This is a genomic window from Crenothrix polyspora (genome assembly GCF_900163755.1).
GTDB classification, from domain to species: domain Bacteria; phylum Pseudomonadota; class Gammaproteobacteria; order Methylococcales; family Methylomonadaceae; genus Crenothrix; species Crenothrix polyspora.
The window spans coordinates 1-20,578 of the sequence record NZ_FUKI01000131.1 but is presented as its reverse complement, the minus strand read 5'-3'; the positions used below and the strand labels follow the sequence as shown (position 1 = coordinate 20,578).

Annotated in this window: 20 protein-coding genes and 1 tRNA gene; 12 read left to right on the top strand and 9 right to left on the bottom strand. The window is 44.4% G+C overall.

Features of this window, described 5'->3' with window-relative positions; all coding sequences use genetic code 11:
- Window positions 1-25: 25 nt before the first annotated feature.
- The 6 genes from truB to CRENPOLYSF2_RS12575 form a co-directional block, all read right to left on the bottom strand.
- The gene (truB, locus tag CRENPOLYSF2_RS12600) at window positions 26-931 is read right to left on the bottom strand and encodes a tRNA pseudouridine(55) synthase TruB (RefSeq protein WP_087144302.1); all 906 of its coding nucleotides are present in this window, start codon (window positions 929-931) and stop codon (window positions 26-28) included.
- A 13-nt stretch (window positions 932-944) separates the two neighbouring features.
- Window positions 945-1,286: a 30S ribosome-binding factor RbfA gene (gene rbfA, locus CRENPOLYSF2_RS12595; protein ID WP_087144301.1), complete on the bottom strand. Its 342-nt coding sequence runs from the start codon at window positions 1,284-1,286 to the stop codon at window positions 945-947.
- A gap of 5 nt (window positions 1,287-1,291) precedes the next feature.
- Entirely contained in the window at window positions 1,292-3,916 is a 2,625-nt protein-coding gene (infB, locus tag CRENPOLYSF2_RS12590) for a translation initiation factor IF-2 (RefSeq protein WP_087144300.1), read from the bottom strand.
- Window positions 3,917-3,929: 13 nt separating this feature from the next.
- The gene (nusA, locus tag CRENPOLYSF2_RS12585; protein ID WP_087144299.1) at window positions 3,930-5,444 is read right to left on the bottom strand and encodes a transcription termination factor NusA; all 1,515 of its coding nucleotides are present in this window, start codon (window positions 5,442-5,444) and stop codon (window positions 3,930-3,932) included.
- A 13-nt stretch (window positions 5,445-5,457) separates the two neighbouring features.
- Entirely contained in the window at window positions 5,458-5,919 is a 462-nt protein-coding gene (gene rimP / locus CRENPOLYSF2_RS12580) for a ribosome maturation factor RimP (protein ID WP_087144298.1), read from the bottom strand.
- Window positions 5,920-6,083: 164 nt separating this feature from the next.
- Window positions 6,084-6,160: transfer RNA gene (locus CRENPOLYSF2_RS12575), tRNA-Met, on the bottom strand.
- A 301-nt stretch (window positions 6,161-6,461) separates the two neighbouring features.
- Between CRENPOLYSF2_RS12575 and cysD the strand changes: the two genes are divergently transcribed.
- From cysD to CRENPOLYSF2_RS12520, 11 genes are all read left to right on the top strand, one after another.
- Window positions 6,462-7,370 (top strand): sulfate adenylyltransferase subunit CysD, encoded by a 909-nt coding sequence (gene cysD, locus CRENPOLYSF2_RS12570; RefSeq protein ID WP_087144297.1) that lies wholly within the window; start codon window positions 6,462-6,464, stop codon window positions 7,368-7,370.
- Between the two features lie 42 nt (window positions 7,371-7,412).
- Entirely contained in the window at window positions 7,413-7,754 is a 342-nt protein-coding gene (locus CRENPOLYSF2_RS12565; protein WP_087144296.1) for a four helix bundle protein, read from the top strand.
- A gap of 81 nt (window positions 7,755-7,835) precedes the next feature.
- On the top strand, window positions 7,836-9,461 hold the full coding sequence (gene cysN / locus CRENPOLYSF2_RS12560; protein WP_087144295.1) for a sulfate adenylyltransferase subunit CysN: 1,626 nt from the start codon (window positions 7,836-7,838) through the stop codon (window positions 9,459-9,461).
- Window positions 9,462-9,808: 347 nt separating this feature from the next.
- Window positions 9,809-10,339, top strand: coding sequence for a hypothetical protein (locus CRENPOLYSF2_RS12555; protein WP_087144294.1), 531 nt, complete (start codon window positions 9,809-9,811; stop codon window positions 10,337-10,339).
- A complete protein-coding gene (locus tag CRENPOLYSF2_RS12550) occupies window positions 10,336-10,866 on the top strand; it encodes a hypothetical protein (protein ID WP_087144293.1) in 531 nt (176 codons plus the stop codon). The genes CRENPOLYSF2_RS12555 and CRENPOLYSF2_RS12550 overlap by 4 nt, the downstream gene beginning before the upstream one ends.
- 75 nt (window positions 10,867-10,941) lie before the next feature.
- Window positions 10,942-12,342: a mannose-1-phosphate guanylyltransferase/mannose-6-phosphate isomerase gene (locus CRENPOLYSF2_RS12545; protein WP_087144292.1), complete on the top strand. Its 1,401-nt coding sequence runs from the start codon at window positions 10,942-10,944 to the stop codon at window positions 12,340-12,342.
- A 59-nt stretch (window positions 12,343-12,401) separates the two neighbouring features.
- Window positions 12,402-13,289, top strand: a complete 888-nt coding sequence (gene galU, locus CRENPOLYSF2_RS12540; RefSeq protein ID WP_087144291.1) for a UTP--glucose-1-phosphate uridylyltransferase GalU — start codon at window positions 12,402-12,404, stop codon at window positions 13,287-13,289.
- Between the two features lie 429 nt (window positions 13,290-13,718).
- The gene (locus CRENPOLYSF2_RS12535) at window positions 13,719-17,000 is read left to right on the top strand and encodes an LAGLIDADG family homing endonuclease (RefSeq protein WP_087144290.1); all 3,282 of its coding nucleotides are present in this window, start codon (window positions 13,719-13,721) and stop codon (window positions 16,998-17,000) included.
- A gap of 35 nt (window positions 17,001-17,035) precedes the next feature.
- Window positions 17,036-17,500, top strand: a complete 465-nt coding sequence (locus CRENPOLYSF2_RS12530; protein ID WP_087144289.1) for a hypothetical protein — start codon at window positions 17,036-17,038, stop codon at window positions 17,498-17,500.
- 346 nt (window positions 17,501-17,846) lie between these two features.
- On the top strand, window positions 17,847-18,128 hold the full coding sequence (locus CRENPOLYSF2_RS12525) for a type II toxin-antitoxin system HigB family toxin (protein ID WP_087144288.1): 282 nt from the start codon (window positions 17,847-17,849) through the stop codon (window positions 18,126-18,128).
- The gene (locus tag CRENPOLYSF2_RS12520) at window positions 18,116-18,349 is read left to right on the top strand and encodes a hypothetical protein (protein ID WP_087144287.1); all 234 of its coding nucleotides are present in this window, start codon (window positions 18,116-18,118) and stop codon (window positions 18,347-18,349) included. Before CRENPOLYSF2_RS12525 ends, CRENPOLYSF2_RS12520 begins: the two co-directional genes overlap by 13 nt.
- Window positions 18,350-18,416: 67 nt before the next feature.
- Here the strand turns inward: CRENPOLYSF2_RS12520 and CRENPOLYSF2_RS12515 are convergent, their stop codons facing one another.
- Together CRENPOLYSF2_RS12515 and CRENPOLYSF2_RS12510 are read right to left on the bottom strand one after the other, a co-directional pair.
- Window positions 18,417-18,806: a hypothetical protein gene (locus CRENPOLYSF2_RS12515; protein WP_087144286.1), complete on the bottom strand. Its 390-nt coding sequence runs from the start codon at window positions 18,804-18,806 to the stop codon at window positions 18,417-18,419.
- Between the two features lie 138 nt (window positions 18,807-18,944).
- Window positions 18,945-19,340 (bottom strand): hypothetical protein, encoded by a 396-nt coding sequence (locus tag CRENPOLYSF2_RS12510; RefSeq protein ID WP_087144285.1) that lies wholly within the window; start codon window positions 19,338-19,340, stop codon window positions 18,945-18,947.
- A 153-nt stretch (window positions 19,341-19,493) separates the two neighbouring features.
- Between CRENPOLYSF2_RS12510 and CRENPOLYSF2_RS12505 the strand changes: the two genes are divergently transcribed.
- Entirely contained in the window at window positions 19,494-20,192 is a 699-nt protein-coding gene (locus tag CRENPOLYSF2_RS12505; protein WP_087144284.1) for a TSCPD domain-containing protein, read from the top strand.
- A 64-nt stretch (window positions 20,193-20,256) separates the two neighbouring features.
- On the opposite strand, the gene CRENPOLYSF2_RS12500 is transcribed toward CRENPOLYSF2_RS12505, so the two are convergent.
- A partial coding sequence (locus tag CRENPOLYSF2_RS12500) for a transposase (RefSeq protein WP_140396859.1) occupies window positions 20,257-20,578 on the bottom strand: 322 nt, incomplete at its 5' end.

Here is a 20,578-nt window from a genome sequence, read left to right as displayed (position 1 = left end):
ACAATAGGGTGCAGAAGCCAGAGTACTACGGTTTGTTTAAATTAAACAACCGTGTGGGCGCTAGTTTACCATCCAAAAGGATTTCTCCCAACCCCAAAAAATCATGGCCACGGTACAAACGCACCGTGCCTAAAAAGCTATCTTGCCAGTCTACGCTCTGGCCGTAATTAATACGTATAGCTTGATCTTCCGACAACTGCACCGCTGGCAATCCCGCTAAAGGCTTATCGGCAGCAATTAAACACGCGGACAGTTCCGTTGCAGGCATCGCGGCCAATTGTTCTATCGTGTAGGCATCGTCCAGTTTAAACTCCCCGGCCTGCAAACGCCGCAAGGCTTTTACTGTGCCGCCACACCCCAAATCATGGCCGATGTCTTCTGCTAATGAGCGAATATACGTGCCTTTAGAACACGCCACTTCTAAGCTTAATTCATCGTGGGTAAACGACAATAAGGTGATGTCATAAATTGTGATGCGACGGGCTTTGCGTTCAACGGTGATACCGGCTCTGGCCAGTTCGTACAGCTTTTTACCATTTTGTTTCAAGGCCGAATACATCGGCGGCACTTGATCAATCGCACCGGAAAACTTAGCTAAACAACGATTAATATCGCTCAATGACAATTCAGGTACCAGCTTAGTCGCTATCACCTCACCTTCCAAATCGCCGGTATCGGTCATTACGCCCAACTGAACCAACACCTGATAACGCTTGTCATCATCGAGCATCATACCCGACACCTTGGTAGCTTCACCAAAACACAGCGGCAATAAACCGGTGGCTAGGGGATCAAGACTGCCCGTGTGCCCCGCTTTATTGGCATTAAATAAGCGCCGCACTTCCTGCAAGGCCTTGTTGGACGACACGCCCAATCGTTTATCCAGCAAGATAATGCCGTGAACATTGAGTCCCGAAGTGCGCTTGCTCATAAAGTGACGCTAGCTAATCGCGCAACAGCTCAGCAACGCGCATACCGGTATCAAACGAATCGTCATAAAAAAACCGCAATTCCGAAATATGCCGTAAGCGCATACGCTTGGCCAATTCATGGCGAATAATCGGCGACAATTCATTCAAGCGCTTCACATTGTCACGCTTGCCTTGTTCATCAACGTTTAACACCGTGACATAAATTTTTGCCGATGCTAAATCTTTGGTCACCACGACTTCATTGATGGTAATAAAACCCAGTCGTGCATCACGCACATCGCGTTGAAAAATGCTTGCCAACTCTTTTTGCATCTGTGATGACACCCGCGCATTGCGGCCAAATTCTCTTGCCATAAACCCTACAGAACCCGCTTGATTTCAGTGCGTTCAAAGACTTCGATCTGATCGCCCACCCTGACATCGTTGTAGTTTTTCACGCCAATACCACATTCCATGCCCATCTTGACTTCAGCGGCATCGTCTTTAAAGCGGCGCAGTGATTCCAGCTGACCTTCATAGATGACCACGTTTTCACGCAGCACGCGGATTGGCAAATTGCGTTTGACAAAACCATCGATGACCATACAACCGGCAACCGCGCCAAATTTGGGGGACTTAAACACGTCGCGTACTGCCGCAAGGCCAACAATTTGTTCTCTGATCTCAGGAGCCAACATACCACTAATGGCTTTCTTGACTTCATCAATCGCATCGTAAATGACACTGTAATAATGCAGGTCAACACCTTTTTCTTCAATCAAGCGTCTGGCGGTAGCATCAGCACGCACGTTAAAGCCGATTAAAATAGAATTGGAAGCCAAGGCTAAATTGACATCACCTTCGTTAATACCACCGACACCACCAAAAACGACTTTTACTTCGACTTCTTCATTAGACAAGCTCACCAACGAGCCACGTAACGCTTCCAAACTGCCTTGTACATCAGTTTTAATCACCAGATTAACACTGGCTAATTCGCCGGTGGTCATACGGGAGAACACTTCATCAAGCTTTGAAGCTTGCTGGGCGGCATGGCGGGTGAATTTTTTACGGTCTTCACGGTGCTTAGCCAAATCTTTAGCGATGCGCTCGTTTTGCACGACCAGAAATTCATCACCGGCATTAGGCGTACCTGAAAGTCCTAAAATCTCCACTGGCACACAAGGCCCTGCTTCTTTAATCGGCTTGCCATTTTCATTAAACATAGCGCGGACACGGCCGTATTCATGACCACACAACACCATTTGGCCATTTTCCAGCGTACCTTTTTGAATCAATACCGTGGCTACTGCACCACGGCCTTTATCCAAACGTGACTCAATCACAATACCAGAAGCCACCCCTTCAGCAGGCGCGGTTAATTCCAGAATTTCAGTTTGAACAATTAACGCTTCGATTAACTCATCAATACCGACACCCGTTTTGGCGGATATTTTCAGGAACTGCACGTCGCCGCCCCATTCTTCGGCCAGAACACCAATCACCGACAACTCTTGCATCACCTTATCAGGATTGGCATCGGGCTTGTCCATTTTGTTCATGGCAATAATGATAGGCACGTTAGCCGCTTTCGCATGCTCAACGGCTTCTTTGGTTTGCGGCATCACGCCATCATCAGCGGCAACTACGACAATGACCACGTCAGTAACATCAGCACCACGGGCACGCATAGCAGTAAATGCCGCATGACCTGGGGTATCTAAAAAGGTGACTGCACCGTGATCGGTTTTAACTTGATAAGCGCCGATATGTTGAGTAATACCACCGGCTTCACCGGCTGCAACACGGGTTTTGCGGATATAATCCAGTAACGACGTTTTACCGTGGTCAACGTGACCCATGATAGTCACAATCGGCGCACGCGGTAACGCAATACGTACATCTTCAATTTGAGCTTCGGCCAGCATTTCTTTTTCAAGATCGTCATCACTTTGCATGATAACTTTATGCCCCATTTCTTCTACCAAAATGGCTGCGGTGTCTTGATCGATACTTTGATTGATAGTCGCCATAAAACCCAGCTTCATCAGGTGTTTAATCACTAATGCAGCTTTAATGTTCATTTTCTGCGCAAGGTCAGAAACGATGATCATTTCAGGAATGGTTACTTCATAAACAATCGGCGCACTGGGCATTTCAAACTGATGTTTGCTATCCGAGACCGGCGCTGCACGCTGTGGTTGCTTGCCTTTTTTCTTTACTTTTTTAGCATCTCTACCACCGCCGCCACGATTGCTTTCATCTTGTTTCTTTTTATGGGCAGCCGCTTGCTTTTCTTCAGCTTGCTGCCTCACTCTATCGGCATTTTTATTGATAGACTCTTGCAGACGGCGCTCTTTCTCATCTAATTTCTTTTTGGCTTCATCCAGCTCTTTAGGCTTAGCCACTACCTTGGATTTGGTTTCGCCTTTAATAGGCAACACTATAAATTTATCTTCTATATCAAGCTCAGGCTTGAGTTCTATATCAGTAAGCACTGGTTCAATAACATCAGTCTCGGTTTCAATGACTGCTATTTCAGCAACAACAGCTTCAGTAACGACAGGTTTAACTTCGGACACCACAGGCACTAATACCTCATCAGCAATCGGCAACTCGTTATGCGGTACCTCTGGCGCTGGAGACGTAACTGACTCAACAACACTGACAACTTCTTTAACATCATCCGCTTCGCGTTTTATATAGGTTTTCTTTTTACGCACTTCAACAGTGATTGTTTTGGGAGCACTGCCTGGCGCATTGGTTTGTTTAATTTCACTCACCTGTCTACGCTCTAATGTGACTCGCTTAGGTGCGCTTTCAACACCGTCTTCAACCTTGCCATGACGTTTGCGCAAATGACTGAGCAAACGCATTTTTTCGTCTTCGGAAATAACATCATCAGGCGAACTTGCAGATAACCCCGCTTCTTTCAGCTGTTCCAATAACCGTTCCAGAGGTATACGCACTACCTCAGCCAATTGCCGTACTGTTTTATCACTCATGTTCACCCCTACCCTACTTCGTTTTAGCCTCAGCAAACCAAGGCTCACGCGCTTTCATAATCAACCGTGCCGCCCGCTCTTCGGTCATACCAGAAAATTTAAGCACGTCATCGATTGACTGTTCTGCTAAATCTTCCATTGTAATAACCCCGTCACTGGCTAAATCATACGCCAGATCATTATCCATGCCTTCCATTTCCAGCAAATCTTGTGCCGGTGTAGCTGTTTCTCTTTTTTCTTCAGCCGCAATAGCAATAATCAACAGCGCGTCCTTTGCCCTACTTTTTAATTCATTAACCAAATCTTCATCAAAACCCTCGATTTCCAACATTTCGCTGACCGGCACATAGGCAATTTCTTCAACGGAATTAAAGCCCACTTCCGCCAAAATCGCTGCTATATCAGCATCCACATCTAGCTGGTCAATAAACATTTGGGTGATTTTTTCAGCTTCCGCTTCGCTGTTTTTCTCAGCTTTAGACGCGTCAATAACGTTAAGTTCCCAACCGGTTAACTGCGTAGCCAAACGTACATTTTGGCCACCACGACCTATCGCTTGCGATAAATTTTCGGTGTTAACTGCCAAATCCATACTGTGTTTATCTTCATCAACAACAATCGATTGAATTTCAGCCGGCGACATAGCGTTAATAACAAACTGCGCTTCGCTAGGGTTCCACAAAATAATATCGACGCGCTCACCCGATAATTCATTAGTAACCGATTGTACCCTAGAGCCGCGCATACCAACACAGGCACCGACAGGGTCAAGACGCGGATCGTTACTTTTTACCGCAATTTTAGCTCTGGAACCTGGGTCACGCGCCGCGCCCATAACAGAAATCATGCCCTCGCCTACTTCTGGCACTTCCAAACGGAACAAAGCAATCAATAACTCTGGTGCAGTACGACTGACAAATAATTGCGGGCCACGCGGCTCTAAGCGTACATCTTTTAAATAGCCTCTAATACGATCGCCAATACGCACAGGCTCACGGGGAATCATGTCTTCTTTGGCGATAAAAGCTTCAATATGGCCGCCCAAATCCAGATACACACTGCCTTTCTCAATACGTTTAACAATACCGGTAATTAATTCACCCACTCGCGCTTGGTAGGCCTCAACAATTTTTTTACGCTCAGCTTCGCGCACTTTATGAATAATAACTTGCTTAGCAGTTTGCGCCGCAATACGGCCAAAATCAACTGAGTCAATTTCTTCTTCAATAATATCGCCAACCTGTGCATTCGGGTCATCGAATTGCGCCACATCTAATAAAATTTGTGTGGTAGGAAACTCTACGTCGCCATCCACCTCGTCATTGGCCGCAACCACTTCCCACTGTCTATAAGTTGAGTAATCACCGGTTTTTCTATCAATAGAAACCCGTGCTCTAATTTGATTAACGTGACGTTTAATAGTCGCAGTTTCCAATGCTGACTCTATAGCCTGAAAAACAACTTCCTTGTCAATCTCTTTCTCATTCGAAAAGACTTCAGCTACCAACAAAATTTCTTTATTTGCCATTGTATCCTCCCTTCTAAATTAAATACTCAGGCACTAAACGCGCTTTGCTCATTGCATCAAACGGTATCTCTAAAATCTGATCTGCTTCTTTCAGCAGTACCACATCATCTTGAACACCGACAATCGTAGCCGTTATTTTACGCCGACCTGCTATCGCTTTATATAAGTGTACCGATATATTGCTACCAACAAAACGTTCGAATTGACTTATTTTAAAAAAAGGTCGATCCGCACCTGGCGAGGACACTTCTAACTGATATTCACCTTGTATGGGATCTTCAACATCCAACACACCACTGATCTGGTGACTGACTTTTGTACAATCCTCAACCAAAATTCCATTTTCACTGTCAATATAGATTCTCAACATGCCGTGTTTTGGATGGGGATTATAATCAATCCCTACGCATTCGTATCCTAAACCTGCAATAATTGGCTCTAATAACACAATCAAATGTTCGGGAGCTTGTCTCATTTTTCCCTCACTTATCTACGCACATAAAAAAAGAGCCTGAAGCTCTTCCGTTGACAACCTAATGCCAGCCTTAATTTCCAAAGGCCAGAAAACAAAAAACCCCTAATAAGGGGCTTTCCAGGCAAAATCCATTATGCCTATACACATATCCGTATACTATATACTGGTAGCGGGGGCAGGATTTGAACCTACGACCTTCGGGTTATGAGCCCGACGAGCTACCAAGCTGCTCCACCCCGCGATTGATTTAAGACATTATAGACAGTTTATAATAATTAGCAACTTATATTTTCTAACGCTCCAGCTTATCTACGATTTAGTCTAAATTTATAAGCAATGTATTTAACAATTACAGACCATTGGCACAACTAGCAAAGACTATATAAAAATAAGTTTAAAATACTTAAACACCTTTCAAAGCAAATACAAGTCTGGCATTAACGGCGTGTACACTCTAAAATAGCCGACTATTCCACATTATTCAACCCGTACACCGCGCCATTACCAAGCGGGCGGATTTTTAAGACCTACAAAGGTTATCAATGACTGATTTTAAACTTACCCATCTTAAACAACTGGAAGCCGAAAGCATACACATTATCCGCGAAGTCGCGGCGGAATTTGAACGCCCAGTGATGCTGTACTCCATAGGCAAAGACTCTGCCGTCATGCTGCATTTAACCATGAAGGCATTTTATCCGGGTAAACCGCCCTTCCCACTCATGCACGTTGATACCACCTGGAAATTTCAGGAAATGATTAGCTTTCGTGATGATCTGGTTAAAAAATTGGGTCTGGAACTGCTGGTGCATATCAATCAAGATGGCGTAGATCAAGGTATCGGCCCGTTTACCCACGGCAGTAAAAAACACACCGATGTCATGAAAACCGATGGCTTAAAGCAAGCTTTAAATAAATATCAGTTTGATGCAGCGTTTGGTGGCGCTAGACGTGATGAAGAAAAATCCCGTGCCAAAGAGCGGGTATATTCGTTCCGCGATAAAAACCACCGCTGGGACCCCAAAAACCAACGCCCTGAGTTATGGAATATCTACAACGGCAAGATTGACAAGGGCGAAAGCATCCGCGTTTTCCCGCTGTCAAACTGGACTGAGCTGGATATTTGGCAGTATATTCATCTGGAAAATATTCCTATCGTACCGCTGTATTTTGCCAAAGAACGCCCCGTGGTTAATCGCGACGGCATGTTAATTATGGTCGATGATAAGCGTATGCCGATAGCCGACAACGAAAAAGTCGAAATAAAAATGGTGCGTTTTCGTACCCTGGGTTGTTATCCATTAACCGGTGCAGTGGAATCAACAGCCACCACATTGCCGGAGATTATTCAGGAAATGTTGTTGACTACGACGTCGGAACGCCAAGGGCGGTTGATTGACCATGATCAAGCTGGCTCTATGGAACAAAAGAAGCGTGAAGGTTATTTTTAAAAGCAGGTTCAGGGTAAAAGGAACAAGGTTAAAAACAGCATTATGCGCTTTGAGGATTTGGAGGTATGGAAACGTGGCTGTCGATTATGCGTGGAAATATATAAAGCCCTTAAAGACTGCAAAGACTTTGGTTTTAAAGACCAAATCACCCGTAGCGCATTATCCATATCCAGTAATATTGCCGAAAGCTATGAACGAGGTACTAACAAAGATGCTATAAAGTTTTTCTTTTACGCCAAAGGCTCGGCAGGTGAGCTGCGAACTCAGATTTATATCGGTATTGAGATTGGCTATATTCACAAGCACACCGGATTAACGTGGATACAAGAAGTCGAACAAATATCAAAAATGATCGCAGCTTTAATAAAAGCCCGCCAACCATGAACCTCGGTTATATCATTAAGCCATCTGCAACCGCTTAATACAAAACCTTGAACCTTGAACCTTGAACCTTGAACCTTACCCATGTCTCATCAATCCGACCTCATCAGCACCGACATCAACGCCTACCTGACACAGCACGAAAATAAAGAACTGCTGCGTTTTTTAACCTGTGGCAATGTCGATGACGGTAAATCCACCTTAATTGGTCGCTTGCTGCACGATTCCAAGATGATCTACGAAGATCAATTGGCCGCCGTGCAAGCCGACAGCGTAAAATCTGGCACCACTGGCGCTGGCAAAATAGATTTGGCCTTGCTGGTCGATGGCCTGCAAGCCGAACGCGAACAAGGTATTACCATTGACGTTGCCTATCGGTATTTTTCCACATCAACGCGCAAATTCATCATTGCCGATACACCAGGCCACGAGCAATACACCCGCAACATGGCCACTGGCGCATCTACGTGCGATTTGGCCATCATTCTGATTGATGCCCGTTACGGAGTGCAAACCCAAACCAAACGCCATAGTTTTATTGCCTCGCTATTAGGTATTAAACACATTATCGTGGCCATCAACAAAATGGATTTGGCCGGTTACAGCGAAACCGTGTTCAATAATATCAAACAAGATTATATGAATTTCACCCAATCGCTGGACTTGCAGGATATTCACTTTATCCCGATGTCGGCACTGGATGGTGATAACGTCGTCAACCCCAGCGAAAACATGCCGTGGTTTACCGGCCAACCGATGATGGAACTGCTCAATTCCATAGAAATCATGAGCGATAGAAACTTTACCGATGCCCGCTTGCCGGTGCAGTACGTCAACCGCCCTAACCTGGATTTTCGCGGCTTTTGTGGCACAATTGCATCCGGTATTTTCCGTAAAGGCGACACAGTAACCGCCCTACCGTCCGGTAAAAAAAGCACCATCAAATCTATCGTGACTTATGACGGCGAGCTGGCATCAGCGTTTACCTCAATGGCAGTCACCTTGACGCTGGATGATGAAATCGATGTCAGTCGCGGCGATATATTGGTGGGTACAACCACATCCACCATCACAGTAGCCGATAAATTTAACGCCACCATTGTATGGATGGCCGATGCCGCTTTAACACCGGGACGGCAATACACCATCAAACTGGCCACCCGCAGCGTGCCAGGCTCGGTAGCCATGATCCACCACCGCATTGATGTCAATACCCTGGAACACCACGATGCCACTACCTTGCAGCTAAACGAAATCGGCTCGTGTGCGATTTCGGTAACCGCGCCCGTGGTATACGACACCTACAAAACCAACAAAGGCACTGGCGCATTCATCATCATCGACCGCTTGACCAACGGCACGGTGGGTGCGGGCATGATTACCGGCACTATCGATGAAAGCCTGCAACGCCCCGTCAGCAGCGAAGAGCGTGCCGCGCGTTTTGGCCAGATGGCCAGCATTGTGTCTTTAACAGGCGATGCAGGTAAAGCACTCGCCTACCAATTGGAAAGAAAACTGTTTGATAACGGCCATGCGGCTACTGTGCTGGAAAGCCAGGATTTCGCGCTGATGCAAGCCATTAAAAACGCTGGTTTGATTGGACTTTGTATTAATAGCTCGGCGGAATTGGCTGATGTAGTATTTGATTGCCAGCAAAACACGCTTGATGATATTTACAATACCCTAAAAAAGCAGAAAATTATTTTTTAACGACTAAAAACTTTAGTCCACGGGGTACACAAAAAACAAAAAATACAGGCAATGAAAATGCCCCTGTTTTGTGTATTCCGTGGACAATAACGCGTTAAAAACGATTGAAAGCCATATTAAAACATGTGAAAATCCAAATACTATGAAAGTATTGTCATAGCTGTTTTTCGCCCTTACAGATCAACGTGATCCATTGCGCTTGATGGGCAATCATCGTGATAGGAAAAATGCGCCATGAAAAAACACACAGTCTTATTTTGGACAGTTTTAATTATGCTTACCGTGGGCTGCGAAGGCAATACCACGGGTATGAACCGACACAAACCTGAACATCATACTAACGCCCCTTGATCATCCGCATTGCCTTATTACTGTTTGTGTCCGCACTGGCCGTATTTTTATTGGCGGATATACTACTGCGGCTGTCGATTCCCCTGCTGCCCACTACCATTAACACACTGGGCATCGCTCTGCTTTTTTGTGCATTTAGCCTGATACTGGTCACTGGCTTGCTACTGATCGCCAAATTAACCACCCAAGCTATTTTAGATTATTTTTCCAACCATCAGCGCATGCAGCGCAGACTGCTCTATATATCGCAAAAACAACAAGAAATTACCCGTTTATTCCATCTTAAAACCGACAAAATACGCTATCTTGCCGAATTAAAACGTAAACGTCTGCTGTACAAAAATAACAAAAATCATTTACGCAGCTTAAGCAAAGCCATCAATCATGACTTATTAGCCTTAAAAAAACACCTTTCTGATAGCCAGTTTAACCAATTACAAGCGGACTGTATGCGTTTTAAAAATGACCAAAATAGCGCCGCTCTGTTAAAATTACAGCAACACATAGCGTCACTCACCAAGGTATGATGTCACTCAAAAACTGGCTATCGCAGATTATTGATCTGTTCCATGCGGTTAAAGATGAAAACCTGCAATGGCAAACCGCTAATCTGATGCAGCAGACCAAGCTTAAGCACATGCAAATCTTTGCCGAAGAAACCTTGGCAGCCAAATTAAAAAAACACAGTGTGCAATTGGAACACGACATCAGTTTGCTTAAAGTCCGCCACGACAGCGAACTGTCCATGTATAAAACCAAATGCAACCAAGATGTAAAAGATTATGAGCAATACTTAAATTCTCTGGATCGGCTGAAAAAATCCATCCAAAACAGCTACACGCACCTACCGGAAGCTGTGGCTTTTACCATCCATCATCACGCTAAAGTTCTGCTTAATGCCATGTGGGAAGCCTCCGACATAGAGCAGAAAATGAAGCATGAAATGCAGTTGATTACCTTCATGGCGACCGTGCATGAAGATGCCAAACTGCATCTGCAAGACGCAACAGCACACCAATTACCTGAAAATACACTTAAGCTAATTCAGCAATAGTTAAGATTTCTCACGTAACATAGCCCTGCCGGTACATCCGGCGCATAACAACGCTTACATTAAGGAAAAAAAGCAATGATACCCGTCATTCTATCTGGTGGCTCAGGCACACGGCTTTGGCCACTGTCGCGCGGCCAATACCCCAAACAATTTTTGCCGCTGATCGCCAAACATACGATGGTGCAAGACACCTTACAACGCCTAGATGGCCTTGCTGGATTGCAAGCCCCCATTGCCGTGTGTAACGAAGATCACCGTTTTATTATGGCCGAACAACTGCGCGAGATTGATGCCCACCCCGCCGCCATTATTCTTGAGCCAGTCGGCAAAAATACCGCACCAGCGGTTGCAGTCGCCGCCTTAACCGCCGCCTCTGCCGAGGATGTGCTGTTAATACTGCCCGCCGATCATGTCATTCTTGATACAGTGGCGTTCCATAAAGCGGTTATGCAAGCCAAGCTAATGGCCAAACAAGGCTTTTTGGTCACTTTTGGTGTTGTACCTACCGAACCACAAACCGGTTATGGCTATATTAAAAGCGGCGAGTTAATCGCCCATAGCGCCATGAAAGTCGCCGCATTTGTAGAAAAACCTGATAAAGCCACCGCTGTTCAGTATTTGCAAAGCGGCAATTATTTCTGGAACAGCGGTATGTTTGCCTTTACCGCCGGTAGTTTTTTGCAGGAACTGGAAAAATTTCACCCCACCATGCTAGCGGCTTGTAAAAAAGCCCTCGCGGCCGCCAAAGCCGATATGGATTTTGTCCGCCTGGATAAAGCCTTGTTCTCTGCCTGCCCTGCCGATTCTATCGATTATGCGGTGATGGAAAAAACCGATAAAGCCGTGGTGATTCCACTGGATGCAGGCTGGAATGATGTGGGATCGTGGTCGGCATTATGGGATGTCACTGCTAAAGATACCGCTGGCAATGCCATCTGCGGTGATGTCTTTACTGTTGACAGCACTAATTCTTTCATCTACTCGGAGAACAAGCTGGTAACTGTGATTGGTGTTCATGATTTAGTCATCGTAGAAACCAGCGATGCAGTCATGGTAGCCAGCAAAGACCGCGTGCAAGATGTGAAGCTAATTGTTGATCAATTAAAAAAACTTGGCCGTAGCGAAGCGCAAACCCACCGTAAAGTGTACCGCCCGTGGGGGCATTATGATTCGGTAGACAGTGGCGATCGCCACCAAACCAAGCGCATTGTGGTTAAACCGGGCGCAAAATTATCGCTGCAAAAACATCATCACCGCGCTGAACACTGGGTAGTCGTTAAAGGCACCGCCTTGGTCAGTAAAGGCGATGAGCAAATACTGATTACCGAAAATGAATCAACGTATATTCCGTTGGGCGTAGTGCATTCGTTGGAAAATCCTGGCGTTATTCCGCTGGAGATTGTCGAGGTGCAATCCGGCAGCTATCTGGGCGAAGATGATATTGTCCGGTTTAACGATCAATACGGTCGTGTGTAATTAAATACTTAAAATACTTTAATTTTCAATTTTATATCCATAATAAGGAAATCATTATAATGACCAGAAAAATTACCAAAGCCGTCTTCCCAGTGGCGGGTTTAGGCACACGTTTTTTACCAGCCACCAAAGCCAGTCCTAAAGAAATGCTGCCTATTGTTGATAAACCACTGATTCAATACGCCGTAGAAGAGGCCGTTGCAGCCGGCATTGACACAATGGTATTTATTACGGGACGCAGCAAACGTGCTATTCCCGATCATTTTGACAAAGCGTATGAGCTGGAAAAAGAGCTGGAAGCCAAGGGTAAAACAGAAACGCTAGATTTGATTCGTAATATTTTACCCTCACACGTTTCATGTGTATTTATTAGGCAGCCCGAAGCGTTAGGGCTTGGTCATGCCGTTTATTGCGCCAGACCCGTTATTGGCGACGAACCGTTTGCTGTTATCTTGGCAGATGATTTAATTGAAGACTCTACGCGCGGTTGTATGGCGCAGATGGTCAATTTGTATGAAAAAAAACACAGCTCCATACTGGGTGTAGAAAGAATTAATCCAGCCGATACCGGCAGTTACGGCATTGTCAGAACCGGCGAATTTACTGGCAAATACGGCCCCGTGGAAATGATTGTTGAAAAGCCAAAACCAGATGTTGCACCATCAAATCTGGCTGTTGTCGGGCGTTATATTTTAACGCCCGGCATCTTTGATAAGCTGAAAAAAACCAAACGCGGTGCTGGTGGTGAAATTCAATTAACTGATGCTATTGCCGAGTTGATGCATGATGAGCAAGTGTTAGCCTATGAATTTGAAGGCAAGCGTTACGACTGCGGGACTAAATTAGGCTTTTTGATTGCCACGGTTGAGCATGGCCTATTGCATAAAGAACTAAAAGATGACTTTTTGGCGTATTTGAGAGAACTGACCAAAGATGAAAACTTCTAAAATCATTTGACCACTAAAACAAGCCATATAAATTTACTGTGAGCGCCTAACGGCGCTCATTATCATTCGCTTTACACCCACTCTCCACAGGGTATAAAACACACCAAACAATCAGTCGTAGCCACAATACGTGTATTTTTCTCTGCCTACACCCGCACCAAACCAATTTCCAAAATATTTTCTAAGACGTGTCTAATTAATAATGTGCTGATAATAGCGCTTATCAATACCTTATCTTGCTTACAAAAAAAGCATTATTTTAACTTATTGATCGAGCGACGAATTTAAAAAATCAACAAAAATACTATATATTGTGCAAATAAAGTATTTAACCCACTATATATTGACAAAAAAACCTTAGCCCCCTAGACTTGCCTAATCACTTTGTAACCGCAGTCCACTCACCACATCCTGCCTGGAGGATTCATCATGACCGCACAACTGCACATCATCCCCAATGCCGTAACCGAAATCACTTTCCAAGATGCCTCTATGGATATCTGGGACACCAAATACCGCTTAAAGTCCAAAGACGGCACGGCACTGGATGCTACTATTGATGAAACTTACCAACGGGTCGCCAAAGCCTTGTCTGAAGTTGAAAAAGGCAAAGCTAATCAAGAGAAGTATTACAAAGAATTTTTGTGGGCGTTACGCCAAGGTGTTATCCCAGCCGGACGTATTATTTCCAATGCCGGTGCGCTGGAGCATAAGCCGTCTACGTCTACGATTAACTGTACGGTGTCGGGCATTATTGCTGATTCTATGGACGATATTCTCGCCAAGGTGCATGAGGCGGGGCTTACGTTAAAAGCGGGATGTGGTATCGGCTATGAATTTTCTACCCTCCGGCCTAAGGATGCCTATGTGTCCGGTGCGGGTGCGTATACCTCAGGGCCGCTGTCGTTTATGGATATTTACGACAAGATGTGTTTTACGGTGTCCTCCGCCGGTGGCCGTCGTGGCGCACAAATGGCCACGTTTGATGTCGGCCATCCTGATGTGGTGGAGTTCATCCGCGCCAAACGCGAGAATGGCCGCTTGCGCCAGTTCAACCTGTCGTTGTTGATTACCACCGAGTTCATGGATGCGGTTAAAAACGATGCGCCCTGGCCGTTGTCATTCCCCATTAATGACAGAGAAGTGCAGCAAGATCAATTAGATTTAAACGATACAGCGAGCATTATCTGGCGCGATCTGGCCAATAAAGAAAACTATGTAGTCAATAGTGCTGGCTTGGTGGCCTGCCGTATCAGTAAGACGATTCCAGCACGGCGCTTGTGGGACATCATCATGAGTTCGACTTATGATTACGCCGAACCGGGTTTTATTCTGATCGACAAAGTGAACGAAATGAATAACAACTGGTTTTGCGAGAATATTCGTGCGACTAATCCTTGTGTTACCGCTGATACACGCCTACATACGCAATTCGGTATGGTAAAAATTGGCGATCTTTACGCCAGTAATACACCATTGGAAGTTACCGTTGATCATCGCGCATTGGGCTTAAAGGAAAAAGGCACGGCTGTCCGCCCCGCTAAACCAGCTTTTATGACCGCCGAGTCAGCAGACATTTATCGTGTTACCACGCGCGATGGTTATGAAATCAAAGCCACCGCTTGGCATGACTTTTACACTTCTCGCGGCAAGATTAAATTAAAGGATTTAAAAATCCGTGACAAATTACTGATCCAATCCGGTAAAGGCCAATTTGGCCAGCAAGGTGATAAAAACTTCGGCAACCTATTAGGTTTTATTACCGGCGATGGCCATTTCACCAATCGCGGCAAACAGCAACAAGCGGCTGTTATTAACTTATGGAATGACGACCGTGGTTTTGCACCAAAATTAGTGGCTTATATTAATCAATTAATCGCCACAACCACCTTGCAACATAACGCGACTAGAAGCTATACCATTTCAGCGGTTGCTATTCCAGATCGTAACCTAATTATGATTCGCTCAGTTTTATTAGCGAGAGTACTGGAATTTTACGGTTTTAATAAAGACAGCAAACTACGTGTACCAGAAGTTATCTGGCAAGGTACGGAAGACTGTGTAAAAGGCTATTTGAGCGCTTTATTCCAAGCTGATGGTACTGTTCAACGTGATGACAAAAATCATTATTGCACGATTCGATTAGCATCAAGCCATCCTGATCTGCTTAGAGATGTACAAAAGTTATTAAGCAATTTTGGTATTTTTTGCCGAATCCTCAAGCGCCGAAAAGCGGGTTCAAGAATGTTGCCCGATGGTAAGGGTGGCCAAAAAGCTTACGAATGTAAAGCAGATTATGAGTTGATTATCGGCTCAGAATCGCGTGATGTTTTTATGGATGAAATTGGTTTTTTAGGAAAAGAGAAAAATGAAAAATATTCTGAATGGGCAAGAGATCGCACTTGGGCTAAACAAAATGACTTCACCAGTTCAATCGCCCATATTGCATATATTGGAAAAGAATCCGTCTTTGATACAACTCAAGATGACAATAATACAATTATATTTAACGGAATTGTAACAGGAAATTGTGGCGAACAACCGTTACCACCCTACGGCAGCTGCCTGCTAGGTTCAATCAACCTCACCCGCTTTGTTAAAAAACCCTTTACCCAAGAAGCCAGCTTTGACTGGGACACTTACCGCAAAACCATCCGTATATTCACCCGTATGCTGGATAACGTAGTGGAAATTAACGGCCTGCCGTTAGAAAAGCAACGCGAAGAAATTACCAGCAAGCGCCGCCACGGTATGGGGTATTTAGGTTTAGGTTCTACCGTTACCATGCTGGGTATGAAATACGGCGACGATAACTCCTTACAATTTACTGAAGAAGTCACCAAAGTAATGGCGATAGAAGGCTGGAAAGCCGCGTTAACACTGGCCAAAGAAAAAGGCCCTGCGCCGATTATGGAACAAGTCTTCACGGTAAGCAGTGAAATGTTGCACAAACGCCCAGAAATGGTAACGGATGGCTATAAGATTGGTGATGCCATCACCGGTAAGGTTTTACTGGCCAAATACAGCCGCTATATGCAGCAAGTGGCCAGGGAAGAGCCGGAACTGGTCGCGGAATTGATTGAAGTGGGCGCACGTTTTACCCACCACAGTTCCATTGCGCCTACCGGTACGATTTCGTTATCGCTGGCCAATAATGCCAGCAACGGCATTGAACCCAGCTTTGCACACCATTATTCGCGTAATGTGATCCGCTCTGGTAAAAAATCTAAAGAAAAGGTGGATGTGTATTCGTTTGAACTGTTGGCATACCGCACGTTGGTTAACCCCAATGCCATGCCGTACAGCGAGGAAGCAGGCCAAAAATTGCCGGATTATTTTATTGCCGCTGATGATGTCACCCCGAAGCAACATGTGGATATTCAGGCGGCAGCGCAAAAGTGGATTGATTCGTCGATCTCCAAAACCGCCAATGTGCCGACTGATTTCCCGTATGAAGATTTTAAGAACATTTACCAATACGCTTACGACAAAGGCTTAAAAGGCTGTACGACGTTCCGATTTAATCCTGAGGTGTTCCAAGGCGTGCTGGTTAAAGAGTCAGATTTGGAAAATACTACCTATCAATTTACCTTGGAAGACGGTTCGGTGGTGGAATTTAAAGGCAATGATGATGTGGAGTATGACGGTGAAATTCACAGTGCCGCGAATTTGTTTGATGCCTTGAAGGAAGGCTATTATGGGAAGTTTTGATCTTTTAATGACTCACATAATCTTATGTACCTATCATGAAAATTAACTTTACCAAAAAAGAATACCGCTCCTTGCTTGAGGCCATGCAAATTGCTGATTGGGTACTGCATGCGCACGATAATACGGAATCTAGATCTGATACCAAGGCTTTTGGGGAATTGTTCCACAAATTATTAGCACTTGCCAATCAAATAGGCTGTGAAGATTTGGTCGAACTTGAAGAGGAAGATAACAAATACTATCCAACTGTCGAATTAGAATCTGCTGTTGAGGAGTTTATTCAAGAATTTGAAAACAATACTTTTTGGGACGAGTTAATTTCAAGATTATCAGAAAGAGACGTGCTTAAAAAAGCCAAGGTAACTGATGTAACCGATATTAAAAAGACAGAGCGCTTTGCTGCACTTGCCGAATCAGAAGAAAAGTGGGCTAACGAAATCAGTAGCTTTGGGTTGGATAGGATTTGTGTGGATGAAACTGTGGGCAAAATTATTCATTGACCACAAGCTGCACTATACAGGGATGTTTTTAGTGTGGTGGGTTTGATTGATGTGTTGATAGAAGAGTGTTACAAAGTTTTGATGTGATTTTTAGAAAACCAAAAGCCCCGATAAATTCCACCGAGGCTTTTTGTCGATCGAAAATTCCCAATCCTTTAGAGGTATTTATCAACTATTTTCATAAATCAGGTCAAGCCGACATTGAGCAGGCTAAAGTTAATACCGTAGATTATGCCCCCCCAGAACATAACAGATTGATACACTAATGTTGGGGTTCCTAACGTCAGCACCAACCTACAGCATTTGTGCGATACAATTATTTGTAAAAATAACTTAAACTCATTCTATGCGAATTATAAGCAATAAAGCATTGCAGGATTTTTCGAGAATTCACCCACAGGCCAAACCTGCTTTGCAAGAATGGCGTAAAAAAATTGAAACTACAAACGTTAAGTCTTATGCTGATCTGAAAACCACTTTTAATTCCGTGGACAAAGTAGGCCAATATTATGTATTTGATATTGCAGGCAATCATTACCGCTTAATAACTGCAATCCATTTTAATACCCAAACCGTTTACATTCGCGCCGTGTTAACCCACAAAGAGTACGACCTATGGAAACCTTAACCGCCAACACAACAATCCAAGCAATCAACCACTATGCGGCACTGTGCGAAGCCGTACCGCTGTATCCTATTAAAAATGAACACGATTACGAAATCGCCATTGATGCCCTAAACCATCTAATGGATTTAGGCGGAGCCGACGAAAACCATCCGCTTGCCCGTTTGGTAACCGCGTTAGGTATTTTTATTGAAAGCTATGAACAACACTTATCGACTGACTGACACAATAGGCAATGCGTATTCGTACATCCACTATGGGGTTCCTAACATCACCCCAACAAAACAAACACTATTGCTTCACGCCAGAAAACACATTGCCGGCAAACACATTACCAGGCTTCCAGCCGATACCCGAAACACTGTCTTTGCCTTTACTGATCCAGCCATCAAGATAGCGCAGCTGAGCATTGGCATTAATACTACCCGTTACATGGCAATCTGCTGTTAGTACTAACTTACCTGTAGCGGGAACGGAATCGAAAATATCGGGCGCATAACAAGAGGATCGGCCACCAATTACGCCGCTGCTCGACATAACAAGTGTACAACGAACCACCGATTGAAATACCGTGTATACACGCCACGTACCAGCAAGATCAGAACGCGGGCACTTGGCAGCCAAACCAACCGCAGGCAAGCTAGCCATAGCAACACTGATTAACAAAGTAGTCATTTTCATATTTTCACCTGCGTTAATAATAGCTATGATGATTAAACATCTTGTCGCAAAAGATGCCACGTTAAAACAAAACGTTATGTTGTGCCTAATCAGCTAATAACAGTCATTTAGCCAATTAAACAACACGAAAAACCAAGGCTACTTGGCAGCGACTTTATCGAAATAATAATATTCGCCAAACTTACCTTTTAATACCATATTTTTATCATCAATGGAAACCAATGAGAAAAAGTCACCACCGCCTCTGCCTAAATACGGTACTTTTAATTTACCATCTTCTACAGAATAGATCAGCGCTGGCTGATCATAATGTTTTCCATCATGCGGGATATTTGAGATAGTAATGTTGCCATCTTTCATTAACCAAGTATCTTCACGCTTGATGATTTGTTGGGTCGTTAAAGAGCTTTTGGTATATTGCAACTTCCAATTACCTTCAACTTGCTCTTTCGTTTTCAGCTCAACATCCGCGTAACCGACATGTGCAAATACAGACAACGCCAGTACAACAGATGCCAAAGTTATTTTTTTCATTATTACACCCTATAAAAATTAAATAATTATCGAAAATTGTACGCGCACTACCAGAAGAACCCTATTTATATTTTATCGTTTACCGTAGCTTGCTAAGCTACGCACCTAATACCATACTGTTCTTAACTATTTTTACTTTACGGATTTACCATTATGACTTTTAAAATAGACAAAAAAATCACCACTTACAAAGTATTGTCCGGCGAAGACAAGGCCGCATCCGAACAATCGGCTAACGATGCCAAAATCAATGCGCTGGAAAGCATGCACGAAAATGTCACGCGCCCAGAAATTTTATTTGGTTCAACCTATAAAATAAAAACCCCGCAATCCGAGCATGCTTTATACATTACCATTAACGATATGGTGCTTAATGTGGGCACAGAGTATGAAGAGCGCAGACCCTATGAAGTATTTATCAACTCTAAAAACATGGAACATTTTCAATGGGTTTTAGCACTTACACGGGTTATTTCCGCTGTATTGCGTAAAGGTGGCGATGCCACGTTTTTGGTGGAAGAACTAAAAGCGGTTTTTGATCCCAAAGGAGGTTATTTTAAAAAAGGCGGGGTGTTTATGCCGTCTTTGGTGGCTGAAATAGGCTGCGCGATTGAATCGCACATGAAACAAATCGGTATGTTAAAAGACAAAGAAATGGATGAACACCAAAGACAATTTTTAGCCGCCAAACGCCAAGAATTTGAAGCATTGCATAATGATACCTCAGCACTGGGTGATAATGGCGCATTTCCAGCCAAAGCCCTGTTATGTAGCAAATGCCAAACCAAAGCGCTGGTATTAATGGATGGCTGTATGACGTGTCTTAATTGTGGCGACAGTAAGTGCGGCTAATGTGGCCATTATAGATCGACTCACTAAAATAATATGATTGCACGCACAGACAAACACTTATGGCTCATGGGGCGAATTGTGTGATGCCACACATAATTCTCAAAAATGCCAAAGTACATCTTTTGATATTGTGAGCCCATTCATGTATAGCTATGTACTGTTGCAAGAACACCTTATTAACGCCCCGAAAAGGGCGAAGGAAGTTGCGAAGTCCTGTCCAGAAACCCTCGCTGGTGTTGGTGTGCACCTCACGGATACCGTCCCCGTCATCATCCCTTGCCCATTCACGTTTGCCGGGTGTATGGCAAACTGTTACATGCAGACGGCCTGATTTTGCAAGATGGTTGTACGCCCCCCACTCGTCAGTATTGACGGTGGTTCCTGGT

Coding starts and splice junctions, on each gene's coding strand:
- truB (WP_087144302.1), bottom strand. CDS start 931: ATGAGCAAGCGCACTTCGGGACTCAATGTTCACGGCATTATCTTGCTG.
- rbfA (WP_087144301.1), bottom strand. CDS start 1,286: ATGGCAAGAGAATTTGGCCGCAATGCGCGGGTGTCATCACAGATGCAA.
- infB (WP_087144300.1), bottom strand. CDS start 3,916: ATGAGTGATAAAACAGTACGGCAATTGGCTGAGGTAGTGCGTATACCT.
- nusA (WP_087144299.1), bottom strand. CDS start 5,444: ATGGCAAATAAAGAAATTTTGTTGGTAGCTGAAGTCTTTTCGAATGAG.
- rimP (WP_087144298.1), bottom strand. CDS start 5,919: ATGAGACAAGCTCCCGAACATTTGATTGTGTTATTAGAGCCAATTATT.
- cysD (WP_087144297.1), top strand. CDS start 6,462: ATGACTGATTTTAAACTTACCCATCTTAAACAACTGGAAGCCGAAAGC.
- CRENPOLYSF2_RS12565 (WP_087144296.1), top strand. CDS start 7,413: ATGCGCTTTGAGGATTTGGAGGTATGGAAACGTGGCTGTCGATTATGC.
- cysN (WP_087144295.1), top strand. CDS start 7,836: ATGTCTCATCAATCCGACCTCATCAGCACCGACATCAACGCCTACCTG.
- CRENPOLYSF2_RS12550 (WP_087144293.1), top strand. CDS start 10,336: ATGATGTCACTCAAAAACTGGCTATCGCAGATTATTGATCTGTTCCAT.
- CRENPOLYSF2_RS12545 (WP_087144292.1), top strand. CDS start 10,942: ATGATACCCGTCATTCTATCTGGTGGCTCAGGCACACGGCTTTGGCCA.
- galU (WP_087144291.1), top strand. CDS start 12,402: ATGACCAGAAAAATTACCAAAGCCGTCTTCCCAGTGGCGGGTTTAGGC.
- CRENPOLYSF2_RS12535 (WP_087144290.1), top strand. CDS start 13,719: ATGACCGCACAACTGCACATCATCCCCAATGCCGTAACCGAAATCACT.
- CRENPOLYSF2_RS12530 (WP_087144289.1), top strand. CDS start 17,036: ATGAAAATTAACTTTACCAAAAAAGAATACCGCTCCTTGCTTGAGGCC.
- CRENPOLYSF2_RS12525 (WP_087144288.1), top strand. CDS start 17,847: ATGCGAATTATAAGCAATAAAGCATTGCAGGATTTTTCGAGAATTCAC.
- CRENPOLYSF2_RS12520 (WP_087144287.1), top strand. CDS start 18,116: ATGGAAACCTTAACCGCCAACACAACAATCCAAGCAATCAACCACTAT.
- CRENPOLYSF2_RS12515 (WP_087144286.1), bottom strand. CDS start 18,806: ATGAAAATGACTACTTTGTTAATCAGTGTTGCTATGGCTAGCTTGCCT.
- CRENPOLYSF2_RS12510 (WP_087144285.1), bottom strand. CDS start 19,340: ATGAAAAAAATAACTTTGGCATCTGTTGTACTGGCGTTGTCTGTATTT.
- CRENPOLYSF2_RS12505 (WP_087144284.1), top strand. CDS start 19,494: ATGACTTTTAAAATAGACAAAAAAATCACCACTTACAAAGTATTGTCC.